The 18,668-nt window shown below is 39.3% G+C and carries 13 protein-coding genes; 3 read left to right on the plus strand and 10 right to left on the minus strand.

Annotated features, from left to right (window positions below):
• Positions 1-138 precede the first annotated feature (138 nt).
• On the plus strand, positions 139-594 hold the full coding sequence (locus SLS51_RS10050; protein WP_323837896.1) for an acetyltransferase: 456 nt from the start codon (positions 139-141) through the stop codon (positions 592-594).
• A gap of 66 nt (positions 595-660) precedes the next feature.
• Here SLS51_RS10050 and SLS51_RS10055 read toward each other — a convergent pair whose 3' ends face one another.
• From SLS51_RS10055 to SLS51_RS10075, 5 genes are all read right to left on the minus strand, one after another.
• Positions 661-1,428 (minus strand): energy transducer TonB, encoded by a 768-nt coding sequence (locus tag SLS51_RS10055; RefSeq protein WP_323837898.1) that lies wholly within the window; start codon positions 1,426-1,428, stop codon positions 661-663.
• A gap of 82 nt (positions 1,429-1,510) precedes the next feature.
• Positions 1,511-4,549: a TonB-dependent receptor domain-containing protein gene (locus SLS51_RS10060; protein WP_323837900.1), complete on the minus strand. Its 3,039-nt coding sequence runs from the start codon at positions 4,547-4,549 to the stop codon at positions 1,511-1,513.
• A gap of 90 nt (positions 4,550-4,639) precedes the next feature.
• On the minus strand, positions 4,640-6,127 hold the full coding sequence (locus SLS51_RS10065; protein ID WP_439126869.1) for a surface lipoprotein assembly modifier: 1,488 nt from the start codon (positions 6,125-6,127) through the stop codon (positions 4,640-4,642).
• A 94-nt stretch (positions 6,128-6,221) separates the two neighbouring features.
• Positions 6,222-6,968: a Slam-dependent surface lipoprotein gene (locus SLS51_RS10070; RefSeq protein ID WP_323837904.1), complete on the minus strand. Its 747-nt coding sequence runs from the start codon at positions 6,966-6,968 to the stop codon at positions 6,222-6,224.
• Between the two features lie 927 nt (positions 6,969-7,895).
• The gene (locus tag SLS51_RS10075) at positions 7,896-9,254 is read right to left on the minus strand and encodes an MATE family efflux transporter (RefSeq protein ID WP_323837906.1); all 1,359 of its coding nucleotides are present in this window, start codon (positions 9,252-9,254) and stop codon (positions 7,896-7,898) included.
• Positions 9,255-9,943: 689 nt separating this feature from the next.
• Between SLS51_RS10075 and SLS51_RS10080 the strand changes: the two genes are divergently transcribed.
• Positions 9,944-11,218, plus strand: coding sequence for a bifunctional O-acetylhomoserine aminocarboxypropyltransferase/cysteine synthase (locus SLS51_RS10080; RefSeq protein WP_323837908.1), 1,275 nt, complete (start codon positions 9,944-9,946; stop codon positions 11,216-11,218).
• 362 nt (positions 11,219-11,580) lie between these two features.
• Positions 11,581-12,375, plus strand: coding sequence for a glycoside hydrolase family 16 protein (locus SLS51_RS10085; protein ID WP_323837910.1), 795 nt, complete (start codon positions 11,581-11,583; stop codon positions 12,373-12,375).
• A gap of 54 nt (positions 12,376-12,429) precedes the next feature.
• Here SLS51_RS10085 and SLS51_RS10090 read toward each other — a convergent pair whose 3' ends face one another.
• The 5 genes from SLS51_RS10090 to SLS51_RS10105 form a co-directional block, all read right to left on the minus strand.
• On the minus strand, positions 12,430-14,523 hold the full coding sequence (locus SLS51_RS10090; protein WP_323837912.1) for a TonB-dependent copper receptor: 2,094 nt from the start codon (positions 14,521-14,523) through the stop codon (positions 12,430-12,432).
• 145 nt (positions 14,524-14,668) lie between these two features.
• A complete protein-coding gene (locus SLS51_RS10095) occupies positions 14,669-15,190 on the minus strand; it encodes a DUF2946 domain-containing protein (RefSeq protein WP_323837914.1) in 522 nt (173 codons plus the stop codon).
• A gap of 469 nt (positions 15,191-15,659) precedes the next feature.
• On the minus strand, positions 15,660-17,390 hold the full coding sequence (locus tag SLS51_RS10100) for a DUF2326 domain-containing protein (protein ID WP_323837916.1): 1,731 nt from the start codon (positions 17,388-17,390) through the stop codon (positions 15,660-15,662).
• A complete protein-coding gene (locus SLS51_RS24120; RefSeq protein ID WP_011147702.1) occupies positions 17,381-17,608 on the minus strand; it encodes an ABC-three component system middle component 6 in 228 nt (75 codons plus the stop codon). The genes SLS51_RS10100 and SLS51_RS24120 overlap by 10 nt, the downstream gene beginning before the upstream one ends.
• Complete coding sequence (locus SLS51_RS10105) at positions 17,595-18,563, minus strand: ABC-three component system protein (protein ID WP_323837918.1); 969 nt, start codon at positions 18,561-18,563, stop codon at positions 17,595-17,597. The genes SLS51_RS24120 and SLS51_RS10105 overlap by 14 nt, the downstream gene beginning before the upstream one ends.
• Positions 18,564-18,668: the final 105 nt, after the last annotated feature.

The following is an 18,668-nucleotide window of genomic DNA, read 5'->3' on the forward strand; positions in this document are numbered from 1 at the left end:
ATCACAAAACAGACAACAAAATATTCTGATAGAAATAATGGCCAGTTCTGAGTAATCTCTGAAGCGATCCATCACAACAAATGTGATAGCGTTAATTCATCATCGATTTAGAAAAATAAAAGATTAAGAAGAATGAATATGAAAATTCAGCAAGCAATAAAGGCCGACTTTAATAAACTGATCGAAATCTGGGAAGCCTCGGTACGAGCAACACATGACTTTTTATCTGACGAACATATTAATCAACTACGCCCATTGATTCTGCATACCTATTTACCGATGCTGACGGTTTATAAAGCGATAAATGATAAACACGAAATTGAGGGTTTTATTAGCGTTGATCAGCATCGAGTTGAAATGTTGTTTATCTCACCAGATTCCCGTGGCAAAGGCATCGGCAAGACATTGCTGAATTTTGCTATTAGCGAATTAGGTATCAATGAACTTGATGTTAATGAACAAAATGTTCAAGGAGTGGGTTTCTATCAGCACTTGGGATTTGAAGTTTTTAACCGCTCAGAAATTGACGGTCAAGGTAATCCATTTCCGTTATTACATATGCGAATTGAACGGCCGAACACCGAAGCTACCTAACTTGTACCAAACTCACATGGCACCATTATTATCAGGGCAGCGACAGTCTCTTCGCTGCCCAAACCTTTATTTCAAATTAAATTCTATTGCTAAAGTGAGATCCCTTGGCAAACCGGCCGGCTTCAGTCCTACCGACCGAGCCTGTTGGATAGCCGCAAGGGCAGCGCGGTCTAATTCATCAGCGCCTGAACTCTGCACTAATTGGTGATTTGTCAAATCGCCACTATCCAGCAAGCTAAACCTGACCTGTACGATACCCTGTTGCTTCATCTTCTTAGCCCGACGCGGATAGCGTTTATGTTTTTCAATTTCACGACGCAAGGCGGACTGATAGTTTTGTAACTCATCAGCCCCCATGCCAATCATCGGTTGGCTGGTCGTCGCTTGACGGGCACCAGCTTGTGAATCCACAGCATCTCTCCCTGCTAATTGAGAGCTGCCTTCCGTTTGCTCTGCCAATTTTGGCTGAGGATCTTCCACCGGCTCTTTCTGTGGCTGAGACTTGTTCTTCGGTTTAGCATCTGCCTGTTTTTTTGGCAGTTCTTGTTTCCGTGGCCTATCCACTGACTTATTGAGAGCTATTTTTGCCTCATGAGGTGATTCCGCTACCGCTATCTCTGGCGGTAACGAAATAGGTTCCGGGTCCACAGGTTGCTCCTGTCCGGCCGGTGCTGCCGAAGCAACCATTTCTACTGACATACTGATTATTGGCGAATTCACTGATTGATTATTCGCACTGTCATCACGCAGTAAATGCCACGCCATAAACACGAGAATGCCCGCGTGTAACAGTAAGGAAGCAAATAAGCCAATATAAATACGATTTTTCATCATAACTTCAAGCCATCTTTCCGTTCGTTATCTATGGAAATTGCCAGCACTCTTAACAGGCAACCGACTAATCTCCCTTAAAGAGTCAGAACCGACTGGTGACACTAAGCTTAAACGTCCGTCCGGGCGCTGGCATCATGGAACGTGTTAACGGGTCCAAATAATAGCGATCAGTTAAGTTAGTGCCGGATAATTCGACGACTACATCTGGCGTAACCTGATAATTAATATAAGCATCTATCGTCATCACTGAATTCCAGTGCATCGGATTATTATTTATCCCTTTATAAGCACCGGGTAATTTCTTCATTAACCATTTTTCATCCTTATTCTCCACGCTACTGTGGTATAATACTCTACTGCCGATTTCTAAATTTTCATTTAATAACCGGCCACCAATATTCAGATTAAGAGAATAACGCGGTGGAATAGTTGTCCTTAAAAAACCACCGGGAAAACCACCATCAATACATTCAGGAACACCAAACTGGTTTCTTGGATCTAACATCAGCGATGCGGTTTGATCGCAAACTTTATTCTTAAGATTATAAGATAGGCCAAAATGGGTAAAGAAACTACCGTTATCATAACGCCCCTGTAGTTCTAAACCGGATAATTTCTGTTTATCTAGTTGAGTAAATACAAAGTTACTGTCACGATCAAAAACATGCTCAATAACAGTATTGTAATAAGCGAATCTAATATCCGCATTACGCTCCGCACCCAATAACTGACTTAAATCATGCACATAACCCACTTCCACTGTTTTACTACGTTCAGGTTTAAAGGCACGAGTAGGTTTATCAGTCAAACCGGAGGAAAAGCCAACGGTATCCTCAAAAATACTTGGCATACGTACTGCTTCAGCATAACGAGTATAAATACGTGCATTATCACTCACATAGGCTGTTGCAGAAAATACCGGCGCCCAGGCATGATCTTTACGTTTAGGTTGTTTAGACCAGCGCTCTTGTTCACTTTTTGCTTTATAAACGCCCTTATCACTATTATTCAATATCTCTCCAGAGTCATCAATATAACGGCTATTCTGCTGAGCAGTACTATATTCATATTTATACACTTCTTTATTCGTCACGGGATCAATAACGCGTTCGTTCATATCAAGTTTCCCATTAAAATAAGGGTTATCTTGTTTATATAACTTACCATCGTCATGATATTTCCAAAGCGCATCTACCGGCACCATAGGGCGAAGAACTGAATCCCGTTCTTCTAATGTCGTGAAATTCTTTGCATGATATTCATCAAATTCATCATCAGTTAGACACCACAAACATTCCTCATATTTTCTATATAACTCAGCTTCCCGATCAGTAAGTGTTCTCATATATCGCAACCCCTTACCAACCAATTTTTCATGCTTACTATAACCAATATCACGGGCAGCCAAACGTTCATTTAAAAAATCATCCTTAGACCAATAACTTACCCGTCTAGCACCGGCACTTAATGTCAGCCATGAAGTAGGCCGCCAATCAAAATTAAAAGCAATATTATTCTCCTGACGGCGCCCTTTTCTTGGTGGCGATCGAAAACTAGAAAAATTCTTCCCTTTATAATCATCATGGGAACCTAAACGTTCCTGTTGTAGGCTAGCTGACAAAGTTAAATCTAAACTTGAGGTCAATTGGAAAGCATTAGAGAGATCAACACCCCAACGGTTATTATGGGTATTGGTAGAAGCAGTATCTACCAGGCGACCATCTTTATTTGGATCTCTTTCCTTACCATTTACATCCCAAACGGCATCCCGCTCTCGCGGTTCACGTGGATATCCCCCGGCAGTATTGGTATCGCTGATAGTACGGGTAATCCAAAATTTCATATCAAAATCAACCCATTTGTTCCCATCAGGTTTCCATTTATAATCCAGATTAAATGCCTGCTGATGTACATTCGCCAGCGGCCACTGTGGTACAACGTTATTTTCAGCCCGAACCCAACCAAGCCGTGAAGGCATAATCTCCCCGTAAATCGTTTTAGTATCGCGGATACCAACCCCAATCGTCTGTTGATTAGCCAGATACCAGTTATTTTTAAGCAACCAAGATTCCATTTCACTGGAGGTATTCGGCACCTCATTTCCCGGACGATATATACGTGCCACAAAAGGCAGATAAGGATCATACGGCCGGGTACCGCCATCAAGGATCTCTATATCCTCTTTACTAACGGGATCATCATAACGATCAGCACCACCCTTGCCGGCAAAATAGTTTCCTTTACTACGGTAACTATAAGCTGCCATTAAATCAAAATACTCCTGTCGGGTACCTAACGCCAGACGTATCGCATTATCTTTTAGGCCCAATAATTTATTGTCTTTTGAAGTTTTTGGCGTAATTTCTAACGCAGGATCAACATAATTAAATCCCTGATTAAAACCGGGAATATCCCGATAATCTTGCCCCAATTCCAGATGCGGTACTCGTTCCTTAATAGCATTACTGCTGGTTTCCAATTTCAAGTTAATACCAAATCGTTCATCTACTGGTACCACATCATCAATACCCAAAGTTTTGATCATTACCGCCCCACCGATCGAACCTTTTACTCCACGTGTCAGTGATGGACCTTTTTCTATTTCAATGCTGCTGATCAGGTTAGGATCAATATAGTTACGATTATTCGCACCGTTATAACCACGCCAAGTGGTAATTGCCTGCTCAGTACCATCAATGGTAACAGGCACCCGTCCCTGCCCCTGAATACCTCTAATATTAGGATCTAATGCGCCACTGTTTCTCGAATCACCACTAAATACGCCGACTGCGCTTTTTAAAACATCCGCCGGTGAAGCCCCCTTATAGCGTTCTACCAAATCCTTACCCAAGTAAATATTGGTAATATCTTTATCATAAACCGCATCATAACCTGCCTCATCTTTTTCACTGGTAGCTGAAACGTTAATTTTACCGAGGTCAGCCTTATTTTCAGCAGGCTGTTTAGATGATTGAGTCGGGGTTATTAGTGTTTCTGCATCAGCACGATAAGGCATCATACTGTAAGCCAATGCCAGCATGAGTGTTATTTTGCTATATTTATTATTTAATTTATACATAATCATTATCTGCCATAGTGGGGATTGAAATATACCCGTCATCTTTCAAGTTGCCTCTTTGTTGGCTGCGCTCCCTTGCCGTCGCGATCCATCTTGAAATCCATTGGGTATAACTTGTTACTTCAATCAGTATCAAAAATACTTTTCAAACTTGACTAACACTTCATTTTTATTATAGGAATAGAGCCAATCAACATTACTACTATTTTTTCTAAATCGATAAGTAATTACTGGGGTTAAACCGAAAACTTCAAATTTAGGCATACTCACAATTGCCGCATAGAATTGTTCATTATCTTTACGACGCGCATTTAAAGGTACGCTGTAATCACCAAATTGCCGCTGGCGTAATACAGTAAATACCACTGCATTAATTCCCGGATACAATTGAGTTGAAATGCCTGCTCTCACACCTTTTTGCTGATAATCGTCCACTTTCTCAACACTGGTTTTATTAACCCAATCACCACCCGCAAAGGTAACTGTTTGATCAGTTAAATAATAAGATAAAGTAGCATAAACAGAGGCCATATTACCGTCATTATGATTATAAAGTTTCTGATAACGAAACTGCTTATATTCACCTTCCAAATTCAATACCAAATTTTCAGATAGAATATTCATCCATTCGGATTTTATTCCCGTAGTACGATAACGGGAATGATTACCAACATAATTAAATTCAACAACTGGCCCCATTAAGAAATCATTTTTTTGTGCTTTATAACTATAACCCAAATAAGCAGAAGTAGTATTTTCATTCTCCTCACTATGATGACGATAACTTTCTCCATAAGTCATTGAGCGTAAAAAGACACCGTGGTGACCACTTAGCGGATATATCTTACGTAACGTAGCATCATAACTAATACCATTTGCCTTCTTTGCCATAGGCAGCTTACGTTCAACCGCACACTCACCATTTTCACGATAGAAAGTGCAAACAGGAGGCTTATCTGGCGACATATTCGTGTTATCGTTAAAGATATATCCCACGGAAAAAGATCCACGCCAGGAATTGCGCAAATTAATCGCCTCCTGATAATTAGTTATATTCTTAATAACTGCTGGTGGTAATTTATTTTCATTATCGCGACTAACTGCTGAAATCTCATTAAATAGTAAACTGGCTTCTCTATTTTTTTGATTCTCATAATAGACCCTAGCTAACTCTAATTTAGCCCGGGTAAAGTCAGGTTGTTGCTGCAAAATGGCCTGATAATGCTGTTCTGCTGCTACTAAGTCACCTTGTAAACGCGCCAAATTCCCCTGAGCAAAATGGACTAATTGGATATCATGCCCAGGTAACTTCTGGTATATCAACAAAAAGCGCTCGATATCCTGCACTTGTTGATGATTAATAGCTAAATAGAGCGCCTGACCAATATCATTCACATTATTTTCAACACTAAACGTTTGACCATTAAGTACTATCGATAAATGATCCGTTTTTTTATCCACGGTTTCATCTGTGACAAGCGCTTTTTCTTGATCTTGCAAATTTCGCTGTACGTTATACCACAATCTTCTACCGGTATCTTCATCTGCCAACACTAGAGATGGCTCTATAAACAAGCAACTAATGAGTAAAGTAAAACGAACAATTGAGGTATTTAGCATCGGTAATATCACTGCTTAATCGTCGAGTCAAAAATAAACAAAAATAAGACAAAGCCCATATGGCTTTGCCTTATCCAGTTACTAAGAACGCATATTATGGGTTCTTAGTTCCACCAAAGGCGGTATCTTTGCTATGGTCCGCAGCAAACGTAGCAGTTCCTGCTAAACTAGCTGCATTATCACCAAAGAAATGGCCTCTATTTATACCGACAACATTTCCAGCAGTTGCCCTACCCGCAAATGAACCATCCGTTCTAATTCTGGAATCAATACCAACGGTCAATGCGCTATTTGCTATTGAACCAGTAAGCCTTTTCTGACCGAAGTCCGCAGTAAATGTCCCATGTAGGGCATTACTACCACTATATTGGTTAATTCCTTTAACCGTATAAGTTGCAATACCACCGGTAGGCAAATTAGTGGTCACATCTTTACCGGAATAATAGGCGGTATGAGTAGTATCATTCACCTTACCGGTTTGTGACCATTCACCAAAATAGACATCAGCGTTAGTCACTTTACTAAAATTAAATACCCCCATCCCGCTGTGGCTGCCCGATCCAGGCATAGAAATTTTGTGAATTCCATTGGCATCCGCCGCGGCATAACGGGTAAGCCCTGAAAAGCTAACAATTTGACCACCAGCAATGGAATGTACCCCAACTCCCGGTTCCCCCCCAGGACTTCCATGACCAGAACCACCCTGTTTAGTCACACCTACATTAATGCTAGGTTTATTCTCCTCAAACTCTTGAGTTTGCCCAAAACCCGGGGCCGCTATAGCTTGTGTTACTAATCCACATGTACCTAATACTGCAATTAACACTTTAACTTTGTTCATAGCATATTCCTTATGTCGAATAATTAAATGTTAGAGATTGCTTACTACATAGTTTTAGTACCGTCCGAAGACTGGCGCGCATATTAACGTACTTTTAATAAAAAATGAAATGATAATCATTATCATAAAACAATTGTATCTATTTGTATAGAATGGCAATTTATGCCGATAACTATTTAATTATTAAATAAATATTCACTATAACCTTAATATAATAATGGATATAATCTTAGGTAAGTCACCAATAATTAGCGTAAAAAAATCAATACATATAGATAGATGAATGAGTAATTATTTCCATTGTAAACTAATTTAAATGTTATTATTACAATTGTAACTATTTCATGTTAAATAAGAAATATTTAACAATGAGAAATAAAAATCAAAAATATATATTTCATCTAAATGATTTAAATAGAAAAATTATTACACCAAATATTAATATATTTATTCAAGGTAAAATAATTAATATATTAATTACTAGGATCATTAAAATAAATACATTAAAAATATAACTTAAATTACTATTTAAATATAAATATCCATCGGTAAAAAATTTAATAACCATGATTTTAGAAAGTAAATTTTTATTCATAATGAAAAATTTTTATAAAATAAAGCGTTAAATGGCAATATTGATGATCTTTTAACATAACTGAAAGAGTTAAATAAGTTATTTAAATAACTCGATAAAATTCCCTATCTTTAGACAGGGAATTAAATGTAGATATATACCTTATGGATTTCAAGATGCATCGCGACGGTAAGGGAGCGAATCCCCGGGAGCATAGCGAACTATGTGACCGGGGTGAGTGAACGCAGCCAACAAAGAGGCAACTTGAAAGATGACGGGTATAATAACGAATAGACTAATATAAACATCATTCAGGTTCTTTATATCCTTGCTGCATCAACTATGTGGTCAAATTAAGAAATTAACCGAGAAATCATTCCTCTCTGTCTAACCCTTAAAATGATAAACAGCAAAATAGCATTCACCAGAAGACCCAAAACCAATCCATACCAAAACCCGATAATTCCCATACGCTCGGTTACCCAGTCTGTCAAAGCCAAAATAAATCCTAATGGTAAACCCACTAGCCAATAACCGAATAGCGGCGCGTAAAATACCGATCGGGTATCATGAAAACCCCGTAAAATACCGGATAAAGCCGCCTGACAAGAGTCAAAGAATTGGAACAGGCATAACAGAAAGATTATGTTAAGCGCAATTATTATAACGCCATTGTCGTTAGTATAGAGTGAAATAAATGAACCTGCGAAATAGTAGATTAAAACACCAATAACTGCGGAAATAGATAAAATCAAAGCAATTGAGATCTTTATAGTACCTGTTAATGATGTTCTATCTCTCTTCCCAATATAGGAGCCGACTCTCACAGTTACAGCGGCTGCAATTCCGCCAGTTATGGTATAGATGATAGAGGTAATATTAAGCAGAATATTATGTGCAGCAATGACTTGCGCCCCCAAAGGAGCCGCGGTTATCGCAATCACATCCAGAAAAACCATTTCAACAAAAAGAGCCAATCCACTTGGAATACTAATATAAAAAGTTCTAATCAAAGAATTATATTTTGGTAAACTGAAATCTGGCCTATATCGCCGATATTCCTTCTTTAGCAAAAAATAGATAATTAGGCATACAGCAATTAGATTATTAATAATTGCAGTTGTAATACCCGCGCCAATGCCTCCCATTTCTGGCAAACCCAGTTTTCCATAAATAAATATGTAATTTAATGGTATATTCAATAATAAAGCACCAGCAGACAAATACATTGCGATTTTTGTGTCTTCCAATCCTTGTAGAAATGAACGAAAAACATTAAATATCATAACACTAGGAACACCACAGGCCAGAGCAATAACATAGCCCTGGGTAATTTCTAAAATATGCTCATCGATGCCTATAAACGAAAGTAGCCAGCTAACTAACATTAATAAAAGAATTATTGGTATCGAAAGTATCACCGCCAGAAACAAGTAATTTTTAAGACTATCTTTAATCCCTTCATCATCATGTTGCGCTTTCTGCTTAGCGACATCTGCTGCCAGCATGATAATCGTCCCATATCCTAATACAAATATAGGAAACCAAATACTACTTCCTAATGTTACGGCGGCTAAATCAGCCGTAGCATAGTGACCAGACATCACAATATCCACAAAACTCATGGCTGTGCGTGCTATCTGACTAACGATGATAGGGAAAGAGAAAAATAAAAGTTGTTTTAATTCCCGCCGGTTTGAAAACTTAGCCATAATAATCCCATTAATTTATTAGTTAGTGCCAATATTGATCATACTAACAATAAATTACGACCAAAATCATTTAGAAAAGTTTGAAAAAATTAGAACGATGAGTATACCGTCTATTTTCGTTCAGGCAACAGTGAAGAAGTAAATTAAACCAATCTAACGAAAACTAACTATTTCACAGAAATTTTTGTGATCTTTCTAAAAGATTGGATATTTATTTGCATATTTTGTTCTCATTTTTTATTTTAATAGTTAATGTTACTTCGCTGAAATCGTTGAAGTCTTTTGTGATAATATCCACATTCTTAAAAAATAAAGATGCCAGCATAGCAAAAGCAGATAATTAGTCACTTTTTCAAATTATTTCTTTAATTAATAAATACCCTATGGATTTCAAGATGCATCGCGACGGCAAAGGAGTGAATCCCCGGGAGCATAGCAAACTATGTGACCGGGGTGAGCGAGTGCAGCCAACAAAGAGGCAACTTGAAAGATGACGGGTAAAGAATTAGAGGAAATATCATGTCTATACAGATGTCTATTCTAATAGTTCATCAATCAAAAAGAGAGATAAATCAAGTTTTTTGTGAGCAATTGTGAGCAATAGTAAGTAAGGCTATGGTTTTAACAAAAGCTGCTTACACCATCCATCAAAGATACATGTCATCTTACCGTAAAAGAAGAGATCGAAAATGAAACCAGAAACTCTTGCTATCCACGGCGGATATTCCCCAGATCCAACAACTAAAGCCGTTGCCGTTCCTATCTATCAAACAACATCCTATGCGTTTGACGATACTCAACATGGTGCCGATCTGTTTGATTTAAAGGTTGAGGGTAACATCTATTCCCGCATTATGAACCCAACCAATGATGTATTGGAAAAACGGGTTGCTTTACTCGAAGGAGGAATAGCCGCTTTGACCGTTGCATCTGGCATGGCGGCCGTCACTTGCGCGATTCAATCCATTGCTAGCGCTGGAGATAACATTATATCTGTTGCTAAGTTATATGGCGGCACTTATAACCTGCTAGCTCACACATTGCCGCGATTCGGTATTGAAACGCGATTTGCTGAACACGATGATATTGCAGCATTGGAGTCACTGATTGATGATCGTACCAAGGCGGTATTTTGTGAATCTATTGGTAACCCGGCCGGTAATATTGTTGATCTGAAAAAATTTGCCGAAGTCGCCCATCGTCATGGCGTCCCCTTAATTGTTGATAACACTGTCGCTACTCCTGTGCTTTGCCGCCCCTTCGAACATGGCGCTGATATTGTTATTCACTCTTTAACCAAATATATGGGAGGGCATGGTAACTCTATTGGCGGCATCATTGTGGATTCCGGCAATTTCCCTTGGAAAAAATATAAGCAACGGTTTGCTATATTGACTACCCCGGACCCCTCCTATCATAACGTCGTTTATACCGAGCAATTTGGCAAAGCTGCATTTATCGGGCATTGCCGTGTTGTACCGCTACGTAATATGGGCGCTGCACTGTCGCCTTTTAATGCTTTCCTTATCCTGCAAGGATTGGAAACACTGGCATTAAGAATGGAACGTCATACTGAAAATGCACTGAAAGTCGCTCATTATCTGCAAGAGCATCCTCAAGTTAGTTGGGTGAAATATGCCGGGTTGCCAAACCACCCAGAACATCAACTGGCTCAACAGTATGTGAATGGGAAGCCATCAGCACTGCTCTCTTTTGGTATTAAAGGCGGGCAACAATCCGGTGCGCGATTTATTGACGCACTAAAATTGATTGTGCGACTGGTTAACATTGGCGATGCTAAATCACTCGCCTGTCATCCCGCGTCAACAACCCATAGCCAATTAAATGATGAGGAGTTAATTAAAGCTGGCATATCACAGGATATGATTCGCTTATCAATCGGCATTGAGCATATCGATGATATTATTGCTGATCTTGCTCAAGCTCTGGATGCATCGAAATAATTTAAATTTGTCATACACCCCGTTCCAGTGAACGGGGTTTTATTCATCGATATTCACTGTTTTTTACTCTACCTATCTCAATTATTTTTTCCCACCCCATGTTGCCGACTTTAATTACCTTGCATTTTTATCAACCAATATTAACACCATATTGAATAACTAAAACGAAAAGCGTTGGGGTAATAAATTAAATAGGTAACCCTGTCGCGAATATTCGATAAAGTAACGCATCTCTCCACGACAAACAGGAGAAATTAATAACATTCATTTTTTAAATTGATATCCATAAGGTTCAAGGATTCGAATAGAAATCGGTAATAGATCTCGGATAAATATTCATGTTAAATATACAAGGAAAATAAATGAAAGTTCAATTAGCCTATACGTTGTTATTAAGCACCTTGTTCAGTGGATATGCTCTAGCGCAAATCCCCAATGAATTCAGCCCTACACCGTCATTTGAAGATAATTTCGATGGCACAACACTTAATACCCAAAAGTGGGATTACCGTGGCCTGGGGGTCAGAAAAAATTGTATTAATACTCAATCAGCGGTTATTGTGCAAAATGGTCATTTAACCATAAAAACCTATTCCGATAGTTCTTCTGGCAAGCTACAGAATTATTGCGGCATGATTTCAACACAAAAAAGTTTTCTACAATCATATGGCTATTGGGAAGCTGCTATCAGATTTAATCGTGCAGAAGGTAATCAAGTTGCATTCTGGGTCCAGTCACCGACAATGGGTCACGATTTAACAAATCCAGCAAAATCAGGTGTCGAAATTGATGTGTTTGAACATTTAGCCGAAGCAACACAGGAGCAATATGATCACGCTATTCACTGGAATGGTTATGGCAGCGCTCATAAGGAGTGGTCAAAGAGATTGTCTACAAATAAACTTGCTGATGGTCAATTCCACAAATTTGCTGTGGCGTGGACACCAAATGGTTATACATTTTATGTTGACGATATTCCCCAAAATCTGTCGGGTTTAGATCAAGTGCCAATTTCAATCGCCAACCAATATATTATTTTGAGCTCCGAAGTACCGCGCAGTTATCCAGCCCAGGGTTATGGCCCGATAAATGCAACAACCGCAACATTCGATGTGGATTATGTCAAAGTCTATCCGTATATCGGTAATAAGAAATAATCCTCGATCAGGAAAAAGGCAAATGGCGTCCAATAATTGGACGCCTATTTCTCATTAAAATTTTATACCTATTTTCGCCCACACTGTCCGACCGGGTTCGTTCACTGAGGTATTCGCTGAATAACCAAAGGTGCTATTACCGGCAAGGTTGAGGTGTTCGCTGTATTCTTTATCCAAGATATTGTCAATGCCAGCGCTCACTTTTATATCTTTGTTAACCTTATAGGCAACATTGGCAGAAAGCACGCCGAAACCTGAACTATCTTGAAAATCTTTACCGACAACATTCCCCTGCCCCACGGCAATCCGATGCTGGCTGCTAACCAATCGCCACAAACCAGTACTGCTCCAATCACCTTGTTCATAGGTCAAGCCGAAGCGAGCTTCCAGAGGTGGGATCTGAGGCATCGGCTTGTTATCCGTCCGGTTTTCTCCCCAAGCATAGGCAAGGCTGGCATCCGTTTTCCAATGATCTGTTAATTGATAACCAAAGCCCATTTCTCCGCCCATGATATTGGCATTAACGTTATCAGCCTGGCTAATACGGGCGTTTGTCGGGCTATATCTAAATAAAATGAAATCATTTACACGCCCTACATAGGCAGATACCCAACCATTAAAACGTTCCCCGGTATATTGAGCACCAATATCAAGCTGAGTGGTTTTCTCACTTTTTACCCCATCAAAAGCACTGGTACTCCCCGCCGGACCATAGGTAGGCGAGAACAGTTCCCAATAGTCAGGGAAACGTTCGGTGTAACCAATACCGGCATAAAACATCATTGGCATATCAGCCAGAGTATGCTCTAAGCGCATAAAACCACTCGGTAAAGTATCATTACGCTCTTTTTCGCTATTACCCGCAAATTTCTTTACTCGGCTGCGATCAAGACGGGCACCGGTTATCAATTCGCTCTGTTCCGTGGCATACCAAGTTAGCTCACCAAATAGGCCATAGTTATAGAATTGAGCATCCTTTTGCCATACATTACCCACTTTATTACGATGGGTATTGGTCTGCGTATCTGCACCACTTTCCAATTTGAAGTTTTGCCATAGCCAAGTGCCCATGACTCGCCCTCCCACAACGCGACGATCCAGTTGCATAGACATACCGTGGTTCATATTCATGTGCATACCACACATATGTTTACAACTCGAAGAAGGCATACCCATTGACATGGCGCTATTCGGAGAACGCAAAGTGATATTGTCCATAATATGGTTGGTATAGTTGTAATAAACTTGGGCTTCAACCTTATCAAGCACCTCACCGAGGTTAGATTTCTCAAAACGCACACCGAGACTTTCACGTTTGAATTGCGAACCATCCATGCTACGTCCAGCATAACGCGCTTCTCCGTCCCCTTTTCCTGCGGTCAATTCAAGCAATGTATCTTTATCCGGCGTCCACCCTAACGCCAAATCACTATTCCATTTATCCCAACGTGAAGGAACGCGATATCCACCACCATCTTTGTAGTCATTTGAACGGGATTTATTTGCCATTAAACGTAAATATCCCAATTCATTGCCAATACTGGCATCCACATTGCCATCCCAACGGTCATTTGAACCACTCAATCCACTGGCATTGAATTTGACTCCCGGCTCATCAAATCGTGGATGTTCACGTTCAAACCTTATGGTCCCTGCTGAAGCACCGGCCCCCCACAATACCGTTTGAGGCCCTTTAATGACGGTCAGCAAATCATAACTTTCTGGCGAAATGTAGGACGAAGGCGCATCCATTCTGCCGGGACAAGCGCCTAACATTTCTGCACCATCAGTCAGAAGCTTAATCCTCGAACCAAACATTCCGCGAAATACTGGGTCACCATTGGTGCCACCATTACGGATTTGAGAAAATCCGGGGATGGTTTTTAAATAATCAGAGCCGTCACTTGCCGGAACGGGCTGACGAGGCGTTTTTGGCGAGGTGACAATTGCCAAAGGAGAGTACAAAGGTGCTGTTACGGTAATCACATCCCCATCATGAGTTTTTGAGCCCTTTACACGGTCATGTACATCCGCTGCGGTTTCAGCCGCATAGCCATTAAAAGTTGCCAGCAAAAAAAGTGGCATTGCCGAACAGATACAATGGGATAGCCTATTTTTTTTATGAGGAGAATTTTTTTCTAACATCATCTTTCCTTAATGTGAATCCACCTTCCGAAGAGATATTTCTATCAACAGCGGAATACGTTATAGAATCCAACCAAATTGTTTTTGGTATGAACAAACTTTCCCTGACTCAATAATGAGCAGGACAAGAGATTTCATTACGTTTAAATCAATGAGATGAGATCTGTTCAGGCGGAGCGCGAGGCAACGAATCAGAAAAGATGAAATGCGGCAGAAAGGAAGCTACGGTTTGAATCGGTGGTGGCCGTGAAGTCAGCGAAGTTGACCAAAATAACGGGGTGTTCGCCAAATCCAGCATAGGTATATGGATCAGAAAAACGCAGTATCCACAGGCAATATCCTCCAACATCGACATACCGCCACTATGCATACCCATCTGCATGCCATCATGATGGTTAGTACTATGTGATTTAGTCACATGTGATGCGGAAGAAACGTCAGAATGAGGCCTATTCCGAGGTATATCATCATCAGATGACATCACCCTATGGCAATCGACCACTTTCGATGAATGAGCCTCACCAATGCACGCATGTTCCAGTGACCGGGAGATCACTGGCGCAATGAACAACATCAGTATCGCGAATATACCGAGCCAAGCTGGCAGGCGACTCCGCGATGTGTAAAATTGGATCAGTGACAAACTAAGCCTATTCTGTAGAGAACACATTCAGGGACGGGATTGTACGTATTTAACGACCAAATGTTAAAACACTTTATGCAGGAATGTCGCTTTAGCGACAAAATTTGTTGTTTTTATAAAATACTCTTCGTTTTATTGAACCAAGAACACTATGACCTAGAAACAATCCAAAATGATTAACAGGTTGTTTTGGAAAAAGGGGAATCGCTACAACACATTCATTGTTCAAAAAGAATGAGAACCCCAGATTGATGGTTAGTATACCTACCATCAATCTAAAAGGTACTGTCAGCTACCTAACATGCTGACGTTCATTACAGTTACTAAGTGCTTTCATTTCTTATAATTACAGTAAAACTCTTCTAAACTAATCAGGCTTGTTAACATTAACAAACTCATTATTTGCAAAGAACTATTTGCAAGTAACTAATAGTGCCTCAATAACTTATTTTTCTTCTTAGACGAAACTCAAACTAACCAATTTTTCTTAAGTATTTTAATTACTTGATTCTATCCTAAATAACTTATCATCTTGAGATAGTCTGAGAACGAAGTACTTTTCTTGATTAAGTTCTGACGGTAACTTGTCTTTCAAGATTGAAGCCACATATTGAACATGTTTATGTTCTCGCTCAACTAACATAGCAATTTTCGTTAGTTGATTGTCATGCATGAGCTCCTTCTTATCGTTTAGAAGAAAGTGATAGCATGGAATCCCCTCTTTGTCCGCAAAAAGGGTATAAGCTATATCGAAACAGGTAATCTCGCCCTGCTTCTTACCCGAACTAAAATTTGTATTGAATGAACTGAATTTATATATTCTTTGCCCAGTTCGAGTAGTAGTTCGGTCAACCTTTAACGCATATTGCTCACCATAAAGTTCCTGAGAAATAGAGGAAAAGTACTTATTTAACTTATTAAGCTGCATTTGAATTGCAGATTCAAAATCTGCCGAAAATAATTCTTCATCAATTTCATTAAGAGATTTATTCAAATTTCTAAGGGTTGTATCAACAGTTAGAATTTGCTCAATAATTGTCTCAAACTCCCCCATTCGACGGTGCTTTTCATTCAACTCTATAATTAAGGATTCCAATTCTTCTAAAGAGCCGCTTTTACTAATTTTTGCGGCTAAAGTCTGCTCCTCATTTAATAAACTTGCTAGCTTATTTTCCCTAACAACTAATTCCTGCTCAAGTGCTGGAATCTCTTTAGCTATATAACGTGCCTTCTCATCCACCATCCGATTATGAAATTCTAACAAATCCTCAAACGACTTTTGTACACCTGACAAACGTTCAGTTACCTCACCGTAGAGTGCCTTTAATTGATTAGTATCAATTTCAGTATGGCTGGAATTTATCTCTCTGATTGCTTCATCAATCAAACTTCGACGAAGTTTTAACCTACTAATAACTGAACTCGATACATTAATTTTATATTTAATCTCATCAAGTGTCTCAAGATCACTTTCAAAATTAGGGTTGATATAAAACTCCGACTTCTTTTCATTTAGTTTAGCAATCTCTGTAGAAAGCAAAGCCATAGAAGCTTCATATGCAGATCGGGTTTGCTTCGACTCAAGTCTACCCTTAAAGGACATCTCCATACGAATGCTTGCCAGGAGATTCTGCTTGGTATCGCCTTGATCAAAATTACATCCCAAGAGGAATAAATAAAGAGTTTCATATTCATCATCTCGAGTAAATTCACTCAAGGTACGAAGCGTATTTATAACACTCAACTCTCTATATCTGATGTTATGAGAAATAATTTGTGGGAAAGTTGGCTTTTTACCGAAATGCCCAGGAAAAAGTTGCTCAGTGAGTGCCGCCTCAAATTCGTCAGCAGTTTTTTGATGACCATTGATCCGGCGAATAATTTGCTTACGTGGAAGAAAATTCCTCTCAATAACAAGCTCCTCAGAGAATGGGTTATCTAAGTCAGCAGTAAGAGTAAGAGTAACTAAAACAGCTGTGTCAATGAGAAAATTCTTAACAAGCACATATTCGCTTTTGCGATTCTCTGGGTCAGTATAAATTCCTTTACCATTTGCTCCCAAACAAAAATCAATCAACATTAATACTGTTGTCTTACCAACATTGTTCCCAGTAGTCTGCTCTGGCCCTGAGAGAGTCTCATCTACGATGAGATTTAAGCCCGCGTGAAAAGGAATGTGACGGATTACACCTTCAGAGTTGGAAATTCGGAGTGATTTTAGGAACATGGTACAATATTTCCGCTATCGTTATATGAAACCAAATCTGCAAGAAATAACCAATCTAACGTTAAAACGAAAATCGGCATCGGAATATCACGTAATTTACGAGACTCCACAAAGAGATCCATCATACTGACCTCTTTATACTGTCTTACAGCCTGAAGCACATAAGCTCCATTAAAGTAAAGGCTATTAGTAGGATGAATGTCTTTAGGCAACAACATTTTCTATGCCCTTAGGATTCTTAAAAATACGGCATCTAATGAATGCATCAACAACAATGACATTCACGCAAAGTTCTAGCTCTTCCAGGGGCATTGATACATAATTAGCACTTTGCTTGACTACTGTGACAGCCCGATCAACTATATTAAAGAATAGTTCATCAGCTGAATATGTAGTACACAACTTAATGTAACTATTACGTAACGAATCAAGGACAGATTTACTCTTATTTTGACCAGCCACATCAAACTCTGCATAAATACGGCTTAGTCTGCCGTGGTGAATTTTGTAATCCTCAACAACCATAGCCGCAGTATTAAGATCGTTAAAAACCAATTTTTCATCAACATTGAATGGAGTCGGTTTGTCCACACTCGGCATATCGGAAAGATTTTCTTTCGCTAATATATTTATCACAGCAGCAATGTTCGTTTCAGTAAGTGGACTCTTCACACCTACCGATGACAACTCCTTGCTAAGAAATTCATAGACTGCTTGCTGTTTGACAATATCTAAATGGAGAATGTGATCTAGTAGAGATCTGACATCATGTATGTCAAATATAGGCTCAAACACCAATGAATGAGGGTTCTTATAGGAAAGTCTTCTTAATGCGCTAGCATCCTTTGAGATAGAAATGAATTTGAAGCTGTACCCCCTATATGTTGTAAGGTTCTTTGACAGAGCAGACTCAATTTTTTGTTTAGTCGCAGTCGAAGAAACCTGTAACACAACTTTCTGAACAGAGTCAATCAAGTCGATACCTTCAGCATTGTGAGTATACTGATTAACATTCTTCAAAACATACCCAAAGAGTAGATTAAAAAAATGAACGTAAAAGTCTTCACGATGAAGATGCAAATCGAGTAGGTTCAACTTTCCACGTAGCTCCACTCGAGTACATAGAAATGAAAGCTTTTCTTCACATAAATTAAAGTAGGTTGAGCGATTCATGATCTATTGAATACTCCCGAACTTTCTAATGTCCCATGATTTTAATGAAAATCAGCACGCTACTATCAATCACCTGCTGGTAATCTGTGATTCTGACATTGAAGA

This window comes from Photorhabdus africana (assembly GCF_035181445.1).
Classification (GTDB): Bacteria; Pseudomonadota; Gammaproteobacteria; order Enterobacterales; family Enterobacteriaceae; genus Photorhabdus; species Photorhabdus laumondii.